Genomic DNA, 15,428 nt, shown 5'->3' on the forward strand with positions numbered 1-15,428 from the left:
GCTCCTCCTATTTATTAGAACCCAGGGGCCGCCAAACCTCTACTTATTCGAACGGAAAATCCATCCGGGTTCTCATCATATCCCGGTACTTGCCCGGGGTAATATCTTTGAATTTACGGAAACTGCGAATAAAGCTATTCTCATGCTGGTAGCCGACCATCAGCGCGATATCCGAGATGCGGTCATCTGTCTTCAGCAGCAGCTCACTCGCTCGTTCGATACGAAGCCGGGTCAAATAGTTATAGATCGTCTCGCCCGTTTCTTGTTTGAACAGCTGGCTGGCTAGACTGCTGCTAATGCCAACCGCGTCAGATATTTCCGGTATGCCAATCGGCTCATTAAGATGCTGCTTCAAGTAGTCAATCATCCGCTGGCACATGATGAAATCCTTGCTCTCGGTCAATCGGCGGAAACGCTGCGCCAGCATCATTACCCGGCTCTCCAGCTCGCCTTTGATAGCATCCAGATGAAGCGTGTCGAAGCGTACATAAGATTGACCTACAGAGCCGTCTGCGGCTGGGCGGATCTGCTCGATTCGCTCGATAGCCGACTGCAGGAATGATACGGCCGCGGAAGGATACCCATATTGGCTGCGGATATGATCGATCATTCGTCCGACTGCTTCGAGGGATCCTGGCTCATTGCCCATTTCTATAGCGCCAATCAATTCATCCAACATGCTTTCATGCTGCAGCGGTTCATTCACTTCATGCCCGGATACCTCTTGGAAGGTGATCACTTGTCCATAGCCTTGGTATAACCGGTATGTAAGCGCATTCTCCGCTTCCAGCATGACTTGCTTCAGTTTGGCAATATCCGTCTGCGCGTTGCCAATTCCCGCCGATATGCTGAACTTCAATAAACGCGATACAACCTCCAGCGATTCCGCGAGTTTATTCTCGCATCGCAGCCCTTCTACACGCGGCTGCAGCAGAATGGCTGTCTTATCCGTTCCGAAATCAGCGCATACAATTCGCCATTGCGGCTCGAACAGCTCAGCCACAATATTGGCCAAAGCGAACTTCAACAGCGAATGATCGCCGCCGGTGAATGTCCTCGACCATTCTTCGTATTGGTCGATTGATAGAATAGCCACCGTAACCGGCGCTGCCGTCCATTCTCCGAAATAACGGCTCCATTTCTCTTCAATATCCCGCTTTCCGATAAGATTGCCGGAATAAATATCAGTAAGCAGCTTCGATGAGGCCTCGGACATCGACTCTCGGACGAGCTGTGACAGATGCGCATGGTTGGTGAGCAGTTCCCCGGCAAGCTTCTCCAGATCGATACCTTCCGGACCGTTTGTTTTGCGGTCAAACCTGCTAAACAACTGCTTCAGCCGGCGCACCGGACGGAAAGCCGCCGCATTAATATAAAAAATCGTTGCTCCGCCAAGCCCGAGCGCCGCAATAGAAACCAGCAGAACCACCTTTGCCACCCGTTTGGACTTGGCCAGCAGGCTGTCCTGCTCTACAATGGACACATACCGCCATCCTGTCACGGGCGATTCGAGCTGATTAATAAGCAATTGGCGATTCTGGATCATAATGTCCCCGCCCTCGTCCTCTCTGAGCGCCTCAATCGCGCGGCTTACCGAGTCTTGATTGAAGTCGTAGTTCGAAACGGAGTAAAGCAGTTCGTCTTGCTCGTCGATAATATAGCGCATTCGGTTCAAATTGCTCATGATAGGCGGATTCAGCTTAGCGAATAATTCCTCGTTTTTAAGATTGACGGCGACAATTCCTTTAAACTCCCCTTGGATCATGATCTTACGGAACAGCGTAATGCTCGAGCCCTTGGCTCCGGCCCCTTCAGGCACCATTCGCTTCTTGATGAGCGTCGTCCTCTCTCCGAATTCAGAGGCTACGCTGGTCCAGCCGGAATCGTCGAACGTCAGCTTATTGGAGCTGAACCCTTGCGGGATTGCCAAGAAGCTCTCCTTCGTAAGATCGTAAACATAAATACTTTTGATATACTTGGAATTGCTGATTAATGTGGATAGAAATTGGTATGCCTCCGTAATATTCGTGTAGGAGCCCTGTACTATGCTAGTCAAAAACTTGTAGACATTATCGCTCAAGGCGACTTGAATCGCGACCTTGTCGCTCTCGCTGACCAACTCGTCGATTACGTTCATATCGAGCTTCAGCATCTGACGCTGCAATTCGCTGAGCTCTTCCTGCATCACCGACTTCGACGTATTGTACGAGGTCAGGCTTACAGCCAGAATAATGAGAAAGACAGAAACGGTTAAAATCAGCACGAGTCTAACTTGGGTATGTGCCAGATTGTATTTCAACCATTTCTTGATAGACTGTGTCACGATAAATCCCACCTTATGCCGAGGATCATTCCATTATAACGTGAACCTGCCCTCGCAACATACTCAGCCTGATCTACTTGCTCACACTCCGAAACCGCTCAAGCCTTCTCTATCAACCATTCTTTCATTTGCTGCGTTTCGATGCCGGCAAGCAGCACGATGCCGATGCCGTGCGTATCGTTCAAATTCCAGCCTAAATCATGCTTATAGTAAGCATGGGAGTTTGACCAGCTCGATCCCTTGCAAACCCCGTATAGATTTCCTCGTTTGTCGACAGCCCGCTCGCATAATCCCTGCCAGCCAGCCAAGACCGTCCGAATGTACGGCCCCGGATCCTCAAGCCAGCCATGGCGGACGCCAAGCGCAAATCCGTATATGAACATTGAGGTGCACGAGGACTCCTCATATGACTCCGAATCGACCAATACTTGATGCCACAGGCCGTGCTTGCCCTGCAGCCTGCGATACCCTTCCGCCAGCTCCCTATAGAAAGCAAGTACGGAAGAATAGCTCGCATGCGTATTCGGCATTGCTTCGAGCAATACGGCCAACGAGAAAAACACCCAGCCATTGCCCCTCCCCCAGGCCGTCCGGGAAGGCTTGCCGCTCCTAACATCGTACACATGGGACATGATCTGCTGCTCAGCCATATACAGATACTTCTTATAAAGCAGCAGCTGCATGGCGGCTTCGTCGATGTAGCTTGAATCGCCGGTAAGCTCGGAATACCTGCACAGGAACGGAACGCTCATATACATATCATCGCACCACATCGTATTATGCATGCTTGGCGAGACGCCGACCTTGCGGTAGAGAGCCCCGTCCTCCATACGATCCTGTACGTTCATAATGTAATGGGCAATATCATCGGCCACCGCGCGCGATCCTTTAATCGGACGGAGCCGTTCAGCCATAATGGCCAGTGCTCCGAAGGACCCGCAATCATCAAGGCTATCGATATGCGACAGCTGATTATTCAATCCTGCTGCTCCGAACCGCTCGCGGTCCCAAAGGGAGTAGGCATAAGTCGCTGTCGCAAATTCAACATGGCCAACGACGTAATTAGCGAGCTCTTCGCGCTGTAGAAGCCGGCTCGTACCCAGCAGTCCGGACAATGTGACGCCAAGCGGATAATTCCACCGGCCGTACAGCTCATTTTCGAGAAATGGTCGCACATGCGCTCCAGGCTGATCCGTCATCCAAAAGACGTTCACGTGCCGGTCCGCCGCCGCCTTGTCGAGCGCCAGATAATCAGTCGGATCGATATTCGCTTCCGCAGAAAGCGGACCTAACTGCAGCCACTTCCCGTCATAGCCATGTATGCGTCGCCCGATTACGAATTCGACCTCAAGATTCGCAAGGTCGCTAAGCTGAAAGCCCCAGCCTTGCCCATCGCAATAACATTGAGCGATCAAGTCACCTCTCCCCGGGTCTGCGTCCAGCTCGAAGGAGAAGTCTCCCGGCTGCTGAACCGCGAGCAGCTCCTTCCCCTGCCATATGAACCGTAAAGGACCGAAGGCCGTTCCAGCGATCGTTACCCGGTGTTTCGAAGCGGTACGGTTGGCAAGCGTCGTCCATGCATAAGCGGAATAGCCCGATTGCATCCCATATAGAAGATCCAGATGCCCTTTTCCTTCTTCTATTGCAGGCAGCCATTTCACTCCGGTGACAGCCTCCGCCTGATTCGTATCTGGGATGCGATTTAGCGGCTGGGCGAGCGGCGCCGTATAGATCCAGCCTTCCTCCCCGTCCCGCTCAACCGATGGAGCCAGAAAGTGGTACGGTTTATTTTTACGGCTGCCTGTTCCGAAGGCTGCTCCGCCGTTCCCTTCCCGGCCCTTTCCCAGCTCTAATACAAAATGATTCCATCCCCGCAGCAGATTTATTTTCAGCTTTATCGGCAGCGCAGCTGTGCCGGATTCCTCTTCCTCCGTTGACGATCCGAAGCGCTGATCCCCGTTATGGTACAGCTTTACTTGCCCGAAGCAGCGAAGATGGAAGATAAACTCATGCGGCTGGTCGATCCAAAGCTTTGCCCATGCGTAAACGCGCTGACCGACTTCCATATCCTTAAACATACTTCTCAGCGGAAATTCATATAAATGATCCGCTCCCTTGCGAATAGCGCTGGTCCTCGTCACCCGGTACACAGGTTCATGCGGCGGATTGTCGCCAACATACCGCTGCGCGATGACCTTAAGCACATGCGGTATGCTGCTGCCCTCCGTCTGCGAGGCAATGCTTTCCATCGGATCGAAATACCGGCTTAGATTTGCTGTCATTACGCTCTGCCTCCCTGGCCGCTCAGGCTCTCTTGACCTTGTCGCGATTCGCTGCCAGATATATCGGTACCGCTGCCCAGAACCTCCTCAATCGTGACCGGACGATGTTCCTTCACCGAACGCCATACCGCTTCGCCCGTCGCAACCGAATAAGCGCCATCCACGGCGCCCGACAAAATTCGGAACGGCCGTCTGCGGTCCTCACCCATAAACAAGTCTTCAAGCAGCAGAGGATCGCCTCCGCCATGCCCGCCTTCCCGATGCACGACATGTATCGTTTCCTTCGAGCCAAACAATGGAAAGTAGTCGATCGTTTGTACTGGCGTAGGGAAAGGGGTTCTGCCCGGCATATGATATTCCACCGTCTCGATTCTTCCTTTCGTCCCGTTAATAGCGAGTCGATAGCCTTCATACGGCAGCGAAAAGTTGACGGAATAACTGAGCAGTGCGCCGCCGCTGTATTTCACGGTCGCAGTATACGTATCCTCAATTTCAATTTCCGAATCGAAAATACAGCGATCCGGACGATAATCCGAATAGGGAAACGCCGAGGTCTTCCCCGCTTCGAGAGAGCCAAGATGATCATCCGGTACGTTCAGATTCCGGCTGCGGGCATTCCACCGCGAATAATACGAGCAATCCTCGGTATACGCGCAGGTACTGCAGAAGCGTCCGTCTTCCTTCTTCGGATTCGCCTCTGCCTCAGCGCCATAATAGTTCAATGCGCCAAAGGCGAACACCTCAACCGGCCTCTGATCAATCCACCAGTTAACCAGATCAAAATGATGCGTGCACTTGTGCACGGACAAGCCGCCTGACAGCTCGCGGTCCCGGTTCCACCTTTTGAAGTAACTAGAGCCATGATACGTATCCAAATACCAGTTCAAGTCAATCGACGTTATTCTGCCGAGCTTCCCTTCCTGCACAATCTCCTTGATCTTCGTATGAATCGGAGCATAGCGGTAATTGAATGTCACAATAACAGAGCCTTTGCTCGCCTTCTCTGCTTCGGTAACGCACCTGCTATCCGCTCCCGTCGTCACCATCGGTTTCTCCGTAATGGCATCCAGATCGCGTTCAAGCGCGGCAATCAAGTACTGTGCATGCGTGTCGTCGCGGCCCGCGACGATGATCACATCCGGCTTCGTCTCATCAACCATTCGATCGAACTCGCTCTCGCCATAGGTCCTTATATCGGCATGCTCCGGGTATCTCGAGCGGTACAGCTCAAAGCGCATCGGATCGCGGTCGAGCAGGCCAACAAGCTCACAGCTTCCAGCGAAAGTGGTCAGGATAGGCTTGGCGAACATGCCCAGCGCACGTCCGCTCACTCCGCAAATGGCGTATCGTTTTCTCATCTGAACCCATCCTTTCTTGCATTTACGCGATCATGAAGGCTGCCTCAGGGTGCCTATTTCTTCACTTTGGCATACCATTCTTGGACGCGCTTGGTAACGGCTTCTCCTCCAGCTTTATTCCAACGGTCAACGAACTCGTCAAATTTCTCCAGCGGCCATTCGCCAATGACGATTTTCGTCAGATACTCTTGGAAAAGCTTATGTGATTGAATGTCCGGGAAACCTTCGTACACCGTATTCGGCAATCCATCGCCAGCGATGCGGCGTGCGTCGGCACTGCTGACAACAAAAACATCCTGAACCATCTTCTGCATGTCTTCCGGAATCGTCTCCTCAATCCGTACGTCCATATCTTCTTTCGTCGTCAGATTGCGCATGCCAAGCGCGATCGGACGGCTGTCCTCTGGCGGAAGCACGACCTTCTTGCCGTTTACGACTTCATGCTGCTGCCCCTCGATACCAAAACGAATAAATTCGTCATTGCTTTGATCGTAGAAGAAATCGAGCAGCTTAAGCGAATATTCCGCTTTATCCTTTGCGACAGTCGGGATCATCCATTCCGGTTCTCCCATGCTCTTCTGTGTAACGAATCCTTCAAAGCCTTCTGCCTTCGGCATCGGCATGCCGACGACATAAGCATCAGGCGCTCCTTTGAGCATCGCCGTATAGCGGTCCCGGAGGTTCGCCGGTAGGTGATACCAGCTGCCGACCAAATTGTTGTTGATTTTGGCCTGCCAGACATCGCCTTTGTTCAGGAACGTCTCGTTATCGAGCAGCTTTTCTTCGTAAAGCTCACGAATATAAGTAATAGCGGCCTTCATATTTTTCGTAACGCCTGCGTATTGAATCTCTCCTTCATAGATATCCCATTCCGGTACGCCTTCCCACATCGCGACGCCATACATGCCGAACAGATGGTCCATCCACTTGCCAAACTCACGTCCCGAGGTAGGCAGCTCATCCGCTTTGCCATTCCCATTCGGATCCTTGTCCCGGAATGCCCGCAGCACCTCTTTATACGCCTCTGTTGTTTTCGGAACAGACAGTCCCACCTTGTCCAGCCAGTCTTGACGGATCATCGGCGCGCGCTCGGGTACGAGGAACACCTTAGGCACATAGTAAATATGGCCGTCCGGGGAAGCAGATCTTACGATATCCCACGCTTCTTCGGGAATGTTCTTCCATACATTAGGCGCGTACTTCGGCAGCAATTCATCGAGCGCCAAAGCGCCGCCCTGCTTGATTAACGTCTGCTCGATGCCCCCAATCGGGCGGAGAATGTCCGGCAAATCATCCGAGGCAATCATCAGGTTCAGAAATTCCGTCGGCTCCGAGCCGGGTGCCGTCGTCACCAGTTCGTATACGACACCTGTTTTCTCCTCCACATATTTCACATGCTCATTATCTTTGCCTGGAATGGTTCCTACGCCCATATGGCTTTTGAATACTTTTACCGTAACGGATTCGTTCTTGTCTGTGCCATCGGCCGTAGCCGCAGGCTTCTCACCGTTGTTAGAGCAGCCGCTAAGGATCGAAACGACCAGCAGCGATGCCAATGCGGATATTCTGGCCGATTTTCCGAATACAGGTTTCATCATGTGTTCAGTCCCCCTTAATTGTATAAAAGCTATATATCAAGCCAGCGATTCGGCTTCATACCTCTTGTTCTCCCGCCATAAGACCAGCTACTCCTTCAAGGAGCCCAGCATGGAGCCTTTGACAAAATATTTTTGCAAATAAGGATACACGAGCACAATCGGAATGGTAGCGAATAAAATGGTAGCCGCTTTCAACGTTGTCGTATTGAAATCGTAGTCACCCAAAACCAGATTGACTGCCGCCAGCTCCTCCGGCGAGGTCAAATAAGCGCGAAGCTTCGTTTGCAGCGGCCATTTCTCCGGATCGCGAATGAACAGTACCGCCCGCTGAAAGGTATTCCAATAGCCTACCGCGTAAAACAAGCTAACGGTTGCCATCACCGGCTTTGACAGCGGCAAATAAATCCGGAATAATATGCCAGCCTCGTTGCAGCCGTCGATTCGCGCAGAATCATCAAGTTCTTTCGGAATACCTGAGAAGAAGGTGCGGATAATGATCATATTGAACGTACCGATTGCCCCAGGCAAGATGAGTGACCATAAGGAGTTCATCATGCCGAGCTCGCGCACCGTAAGAAAAAACGGAATCATCGGCGCATTGAAGATCATCGTAATAATAATGCCGAGCATGATCGGCTTACGGATGAGAAATTGCTGATGCGATAACGGATAAGCCGTAAGCACCGAGAACAGCATGCTCAGAAAAGTTCCAGCCACCGTTATATATACGGTGATACCGAACGACCTCCACAGCCCCGTATTCTGCAGGATGTGCGACCAGGAGGCTGTCGTAAATTCGACGGGTAATAGGAATACCATTTTGGAATCAGCAGCCACCGGCGAGCTGAAGGATACAGCCAGCAGTTGAAGAAGCGGTAGCAGCATCGTGGCAGCTGCAGCGATTAGAAACACATAATTGAAAAACTGGAATAGTTGATCTCCTGTAGTCTTTCTCATCACCACAACCCCTGTTCTGTTTTTCGGGCCATGCGGTTAAATATCCACAATAGCATGAATCCGATGACCGACTGGAATAAGCCGATTGCTGTCGTTACGCTGTACTGCCCTTGCAGTACGCCTGCCCGGTAAACATACGTCTCGATGATATCTCCAACCGAATAAGTCATCGGCGTCAATAAATTATAAATCTGATCAAAGCCAAGTTCCAAGAAATTGCCGATATTCAATAGGAACAATACGAGTATGGTAGGAAACATGGTAGGCAGCGTAATGTGGATCGTCTGCTTCCATCGGTTTGCCCCGTCCATGACAGCCGCTTCATATAAACTCGGATTAATGCCGGCGATTGCGGCCAAGTAGATGATCGTTCCCCAGCCCACATCCTTCCAAATGCCGGATATGACGACAATGGTGCGGAAATATTGCTGCTCCTGCATGAACAGGATCGTGTCATGCCCGAACCATCCTCGCACCATATTGATGACACCCTGGCTCGACAGCAGTTCGAATACGATGCCCCCAACGACGACCCAGGATAAAAAATGCGGGAGATAGAACAAGCTTTGCATAACCCGTTTGGCCAGCATCAACCTGACTTCATTAAAGAGAAGAGCTAAGATGATCGGTGCCGGGAACCCAAACACAAGCTGATAAAAGGCGATTGTCGCCGTATTCCTTAATACTAAATAGAAGTCTTCGTACGTGAAAATAAATTTGAAGTTGGCGAAGCCGACCCATGAGCTTGACAGCATGCCTTTAAAAATCTGATAGTCTTGAAACGCGATCACGCTGCCGGCCAGCGGTAAGTATTTAAATACGAGATAATAGATGATGCCCGGCAGTATCATGACGTAGAGCATCCAATACTTTCGCATATTTACGAGATAACGATTCTCCTTCAAGTTGAATCTCCCGATTGGTATGCGAGTGGAGCCAGGCTCCAAATGATCTTGCGCATTTGCCATCGTGAACCTCCTTCACTTCTGTTAACGCCATCTTACCTGTTCAAGCGCTTGATAAACAATCGATCAATTCTCCATGGCATGCACAAATCCGCGATCTCTCCCGCTGTGGACGATTAGCGTACTCAAACCGAGATAGGTTGATGAATAAATGCAGCTGGCAAACGATTCTGATACTCTTAGCGAGACATGAAAAAACACCGCAGCAGCAAGGCTTCCGCGGATTGGTTGATGCTGTGGCGGATTGGTTTGTTGACGCACAGCGGCGTCCCCTCTCTGCTTTTCCATTCCTTTCTAATGCTTTTCACATGCCGCATACAAAAGAAAACTGCCGTTAAAACCCCGGCAGTCTTCTGGGCGGATCGTTGTTCTTTATCCCTTCTTTCCAGCTTGTTCACTGGTTATCTATATACGATGAACTACATGAGTACGCCGTTAGCGCTGCGTGACCAAAGTCATTCTTTCGATCGCGGTTGCAGCCAAATGGTTTTGATTCGTTAACTTCTTATATGGTTACCATTTAGTCTGCAAAAGCGAACCTTTCATTTCTCCAGAACAACTTTGTTCTCTCCGCCTGCGCAGCTCATTCATTCGTTCAACTTACATAATTATTTATTGTATACGCTATACAGCAGTACTGCGGCCTCCGCTCTGGTCGCATTCGCAAGAGGATGAATCTTGCTTCCGCTCCCCTTAATAAGGCCCTCTTCAACCATTATTGCGATGTCCTGTGCTGCATAGTCTGCGATATCCTCCCTGTCTGCAAAACTGTCTAGGCTGATATCCTGTTCGGCTATATGCCATTTCTTAACCATTTTCATAGCTCTTGCAGTCATAACGATCATATCCTGCCTGCTTATCGTTTCTTTCGGATGAAACAGATTTTCTCCTTCTCCTTTCGCAAGGCCCAGTGATTTTGCAATGCCTATTGCTTCATAGTAATAAGCTGATTGATTCAGATCGGCAAAATTCGAATCGGCTTTTGCCGTCAATCCAAGAGTCTTGATTAGCAATAAAGTGAAATCCGCTCTGGTAACAGCAGCAGCTGGGTTGAAGGTATTCTCTGCGATTCCGTTGATGATGCCTTTGGACGCCAAGACGTTTACCGAATCCTTTGCCCATTCATATTGTTCCAGATCCCCAAAGCTTTTAAAAACAGACACGACAGAGAATATTCCCGTTCGGGTGGTTGTAAATGTAACCCTTCCTGTTTCCTTATCATACCTTCCGCTAGGAACAGGCTTGATGTTTCCCTGCCCATCTATTAACCATACGGTAAGATGTTCCGGATCTTTCAGCTGCTCGGCTGTTGGCTTGTAAGCTGCAGAAACGAATACTGGTTTCTCTGGATCGTTAAATTCCACGATTTGGCCGTCAGCCCATACATCCAAATGGAGAGCCAGGCTATTTCCAGCTTTGTCCTTCACCTGTGCGGGAAGTGCCGCGATATCCCCATTACTTATTCGTATGCCGAATTCTTTCGCCGAAACCTTAGCGCCCGAGAGCATGCCCGCCGGTACGGCCAGCGTGCCTAATTCGGTTTTTATCACCATTCGTCTGCCTGCATCGGTAATGGTAAGAAACGCAGCCGGGAGTACCGTCTTATAAGCCTTCGCTCCTTCAATCTTAGGGATGTCGACAGTAAATGTCTGATATCCGTCTTCGTCCACTGCTGTCTGCTCAAAAGCAGCTGCAATGTCTTTCATCGCTAGCATTATCTTTGCTTCTCCCGTCTTGGGATCAAGGACCGGCTTGGAGGCACCCGTCCCAGGCTTGTCGGTGTTGTCGGTGTTATCCGGTGCTTCGGATGTTCCCAATGTCCTAACCTTCACGGTGTTGGACTTCTCTGATTCTCCGCTGGCATTTTGTGCTATGATGAAATACGTGTATTCGACACCAGGCTTTACCGTGCGGTCATAATAAGCGCCAACCTTGGCAGAACCGGGATTGTATACACTCTCGCCAACGGATTCCCTATATATGTTGTATTGCGTTGCATCGCCACTCGCTGCCCATATGAGACCGACAAATGTTTTCCCCACCAATCCAGCAGTCAGATCGGAAGAGGTTGAGGGTACAGGCACTGCAATCGTAAGAGCATCGCTTTGCATGGACTCTCCCATTTCGTTTACAGCTGATATTTTGTAGCTGTAGCCTGACTCTGTCACATAAATGCTGTCATCAACGTAGGCCGCTGACTCGGTGCTGCCTACCTTCGCATAGCCATTTTCTCCATTTCCTTTTCTGTACAAGTTATAACTTTCTGCCCCGTCTACCGGATTCCATAATATTTCAATAGAAGAGGTCGTAACTGTACCTGTTACAATGCCTGAAGGTACTTGCGGAAGCAGTACGGGCTGATTAGTCGCGGCACTAACACTGCTTGACTGGCCAGACTCGCCGCCAATGCCGATCGTCGATACCTTATAGAAATAGGCAGAAGAAGGACTCACCGTCTTATCGGTGTATTCTTCCGTTAACGAGACGCCAATCTTTTGGTAAGGGCCTTCCTGTGCCTCTGCTCTATAAATATTGTAGCTTGCGGCTTCGTCCACCGCTGTCCAGCCAAGTCCCACGCTCATGCTCTTTGCCGTTGAAACGGTTAGCCCCGCTGGCACAGGAGGTACGGGCTGCGAAGGATCAAAAGTAACCGCTTCTGCACTATCGGAGTAAGGAGATTCCCCTCCGGCATTCAAAGCTGACACTTTATATTGATAAGTAATCCCCTGAACGATGGCCGTATCCTCAAACGCCGCTGTCTTAGAACTGCCTATGGCTTTAAATCCATCGTTAATAGAAGAGGATCGATAAACGAGATARGAGACTGCGTCGCTCGCCGGTGACCAACTTAGCGATACAGCCGCACCTGAATTAGAATCTGCCGTCAACCCGGAAGGACGAACAGCAGGCGGCTCTGTTTGCGGAGCAATCGGTTTTAGAACAACGTAATAGTTGCCTTTCGAAGTGCTGCCGTTCGCCCCCATAGATACCAAAGAACCTGCTGAATAATGCTTTTTGTATAACCGGTACTGCACCGGCTGATCATCAGCAATATTCTCACCTGTATCCTCATAGGAGGATAACCATGCAGGAATCTCCGGAATCCTCGTGTCGTAAACCACATAAACATCTGCATCTGCAGCCAGATAGAAGGAAAGCAGGTCACTGCTCGTAGCGCTTCTGGATTCCATAGCGGACCGAATCCATTCCATGCCTTTCAGCGCATCCGGTATGGTTACGAGCTTATACATTTTGGTGCCGGTCGTTCGATCGCCATACTCCACGTCTCCCGGCTGAAAATGAGGTTGAACCGACCATTTAGAAGCATTTACGCTTCCGTTTTTACTATTATCATTAATGACGACATTCCTGACCCATTCACCGTCCATACTGGTCTCTGGGGTTGGAGCAGGCGTTGGTTCCGGCTCTACCGGCGGTGTGAACGGCGGACCGGACCATGCCGGCGGGGTTAAGGGATAATGGGCAGGGAAGCCGCCAGCCGCCAGCTCATTCAAATAATCCTCCAGATGCGTATAGCCATCCCCATTGCCGTCGCCGTTTCCGTCGCTCGAATCATTCGGATTCAGACCTCTTGCTTGTTCCCRGACGTCAGGCATGCCATCCCGGTCTGTATCGGCTGGTCCTGCTTCTTTTTTCAGCAGAGGATATCCGCCTACATCATTCTCATGTCCAATAATGGCACCTGTCTGGCTTCTTACTTGATCAACAATCCGCTGATCAACCGCATCTCTTGCCAGAGAGGATCCGGAGTGAGCCAAAACGTGATTGTACGCATCTTCCGGCAATTCGGTATGAACGAGAGGGTATTCAAACCGCTCTGGCACCATAATGCTAGGCCTGTCAGCCTCCATCATGCCCGCTCCCGTATCTGTTCCATCTAAAATACCGTTTTTATTGCTGTCAATACGGTTGTTTTGGAGATACAGTTTATAGTTCTCGTTTCCGCGTACTATCGCATACTCCGGATCTACAGAGTTAATCCCTGCAATAAAATAGTTGCCGACGACATTCCCGAACCCTTTGGTACCTGATTCCCCGCCAGCTACATACGGAAACTGTCCCCAGTTGTATACGACATTGTTGACAAAGTCCATCTGCCCTTTTGTTTTTGGATTTCTGTCGTTATTATGGGCATAGAGATTATGATGCATGGTAATTGTATTCATCTCAATTAATCCGCCCATGGAATGGGTAAGAAGAGCCTCCGACATCATTGACCACTGTACCGTTATATTCTTGGATCTGGGATGATCATAATCCTTGCTTTTAATGGACAAGACTTCATCGGTCGCCCAAGAAAAAGAGGAGTGGTCGATGATGACGTTTTGGCAGTCTTCAAAATACATGGCATCATCCTTGACGCTTAATTCACCCATACGAAAAGTCAAATACCTGATGATAATATCGCTGCAATCAATGAACCGAATATTGTTTGACCGAATGGTCACGCCGTCCCCCGGAGCAGTTTGGCCTGCTATGGTGATATTAGATTTATTTCTCAGAATAATCTGGGGAGTAGTAATTTCTCCCGATATATCAAATACGATCGTGCGCGGCGTGTCCCCTACTGTCGTAAGCGCATCATAGAAGGTGCCTGGACCTGTAAGCTCATAGCTTGTGACATGATAAACCTCGCCGCCGCGCCCTCCTTTGGCAGCATAACCGAAGCCTTCCGCTCCCGGAAACGCTTGAAGCACGGTAGCAGCAGCCTTTACTGTAGGATTATGCACCGGGAGTATAGATAAACAAAGAACCAAACAAAGCATTTGTGCCAGAAGCCTTTTCATCCTGCACCTCCGCTAAATTATATTTGTTCATATTAATAAGAAAAATAAAATGTAAGCGTTATCAAAAATGAGTTTTAAAGTCTATCCGTCTACGTTTAGATACCGTATCTAAGTCATCAATTCCGCCCCCTCTATTTATAGTCACGGTCATCATACTCCTAGCGTTTGAGAGCCGCAATTGCTATATTCTCCACCGAATGCACAATTCGGATATTTAACAGGATGTATAGATTTTGTTTGCTCCAGCAGCAATCGGTTGATCTGCTAACTGCCCAATATTCTTATTTCTTCATACAACTTATATATAAATCATGCAGCAATTAAAAAAGGCGGCAGCTTGGGACAGGAAAATAAGCCCCAGACTACCGCCGATTTATGGAAACATCCTTCATTTTTTCTAACAATCCCTACACCAAGCTCCAAGTTTGTTTGCTGCATCACTTTGAATCTCAGAAAGCAGGGCTCCCATGTCCTTTTCAATCTGTTCAAGCATGGTGGTAACGTTCATATTCTTTATGAAGCCGTATTAAATCTGTCTTCCATTCCACTAAAGCAGTTCGATCTCCAAAATCTTCCGCGGCTCTTTAGAGGCATAAGATTTCCGTTCATGGTAGTATCTATTATGGGGTTTCGTAGTTTTTTAAAGGCATGCCTACATATTCTCGGAAGGAGCGAATCCGCTCTGACTCGAACTCGAAAACGACCGCAAGCTCATTGCGATAAGGCCGCCCATTCAACGAACCTTCCGCGCGAAATACCACCATACCGTTGTCCTCGTTCTCAAGCACGATGAGTGGAGTCAGCTTCACCTGCAATACTGAGCGCGGTTTAAAGTGCAGCCGCATATGGTGACGACAACGTTATCCTCTCTCCTTCAGATGGTACAGAGCGGAGTAGGTGCCTGTGTTCTGCCCAGATTTCTGCTGGATAATCTTCACCTTACATTCATCAAAGTCGTACAGCCGAGGAATCCTACTTCTTCTCAGGATATTTGTCTGCTCTATCGCAGCGACAGATATGTCGGTTTTGCCATGCGCACGTTCATCAAGAATTTGAGAGCCTACATCGAGACAGCTATCAATCATGCGATGTCTTCATAGATAGAGAGGAGTCGCGATATTCAAACCATCCATATTG

Annotated in this window: 9 protein-coding genes and 1 pseudogene; 1 reads left to right on the top strand and 9 read right to left on the bottom strand. The window is 49.7% G+C overall.

The genetic code is table 11. The annotated features are described in order from the left end of the window. Positions 1 to 43 precede the first annotated feature (43 nt). The 9 genes and pseudogenes from AB4Z29_RS11695 to AB4Z29_RS11735 form a co-directional block, all read right to left on the bottom strand. Complete coding sequence (locus tag AB4Z29_RS11695) at positions 44 to 2,323, bottom strand: AraC family transcriptional regulator (RefSeq protein WP_441943227.1); 2,280 nt, start codon at positions 2,321 to 2,323, stop codon at positions 44 to 46. A gap of 98 nt (positions 2,324 to 2,421) precedes the next feature. Next, a complete protein-coding gene (locus AB4Z29_RS11700) occupies positions 2,422 to 4,605 on the bottom strand; it encodes a glycoside hydrolase family 88/105 protein (RefSeq protein ID WP_441943228.1) in 2,184 nt (727 codons plus the stop codon). Further along, positions 4,605 to 5,963 carry a Gfo/Idh/MocA family protein gene (locus AB4Z29_RS11705; RefSeq protein WP_441943229.1) on the bottom strand — a complete coding sequence of 453 codons (1,359 nt, stop codon included), beginning with the start codon at positions 5,961 to 5,963 and terminating at the stop codon, positions 4,605 to 4,607. The genes AB4Z29_RS11700 and AB4Z29_RS11705 overlap by 1 nt, the downstream gene beginning before the upstream one ends. A gap of 53 nt (positions 5,964 to 6,016) precedes the next feature. Continuing rightward, the gene (locus AB4Z29_RS11710) at positions 6,017 to 7,561 is read right to left on the bottom strand and encodes an extracellular solute-binding protein (RefSeq protein ID WP_441943230.1); all 1,545 of its coding nucleotides are present in this window, start codon (positions 7,559 to 7,561) and stop codon (positions 6,017 to 6,019) included. Positions 7,562 to 7,648: 87 nt separating this feature from the next. Continuing rightward, positions 7,649 to 8,518, bottom strand: a complete 870-nt coding sequence (locus AB4Z29_RS11715; protein ID WP_441943231.1) for a carbohydrate ABC transporter permease — start codon at positions 8,516 to 8,518, stop codon at positions 7,649 to 7,651. Further along, positions 8,518 to 9,396, bottom strand: a complete 879-nt coding sequence (locus AB4Z29_RS11720) for an ABC transporter permease (protein WP_441943299.1) — start codon at positions 9,394 to 9,396, stop codon at positions 8,518 to 8,520. Before AB4Z29_RS11720 ends, AB4Z29_RS11715 begins: the two co-directional genes overlap by 1 nt. 153 nt (positions 9,397 to 9,549) lie before the next feature. Continuing rightward, positions 9,550 to 9,744 carry a hypothetical protein gene (locus AB4Z29_RS11725; RefSeq protein ID WP_441943232.1) on the bottom strand — a complete coding sequence of 65 codons (195 nt, stop codon included), beginning with the start codon at positions 9,742 to 9,744 and terminating at the stop codon, positions 9,550 to 9,552. A 347-nt stretch (positions 9,745 to 10,091) separates the two neighbouring features. Beyond that, positions 10,092 to 14,291 carry an S-layer homology domain-containing protein gene (locus tag AB4Z29_RS11730; protein ID WP_441943233.1) on the bottom strand — a complete coding sequence of 1,400 codons (4,200 nt, stop codon included), beginning with the start codon at positions 14,289 to 14,291 and terminating at the stop codon, positions 10,092 to 10,094. A 620-nt stretch (positions 14,292 to 14,911) separates the two neighbouring features. Next, positions 14,912 to 15,115: pseudogene (locus AB4Z29_RS11735) on the bottom strand (nuclear transport factor 2 family protein); the annotation flags it as partial. Between the two features lie 54 nt (positions 15,116 to 15,169). Here AB4Z29_RS11735 and AB4Z29_RS11740 point away from each other — a divergent pair. Continuing rightward, complete coding sequence (locus AB4Z29_RS11740) at positions 15,170 to 15,391, top strand: LysR family transcriptional regulator substrate-binding protein (RefSeq protein ID WP_441943300.1); 222 nt, start codon at positions 15,170 to 15,172, stop codon at positions 15,389 to 15,391. Positions 15,392 to 15,428: the final 37 nt, after the last annotated feature.

Origin of the sequence: Paenibacillus sp. 2TAB23 (genome assembly GCF_052115165.1) — a bacterium.
Classification (GTDB): domain Bacteria; phylum Bacillota; class Bacilli; order Paenibacillales; family Paenibacillaceae; genus Pristimantibacillus.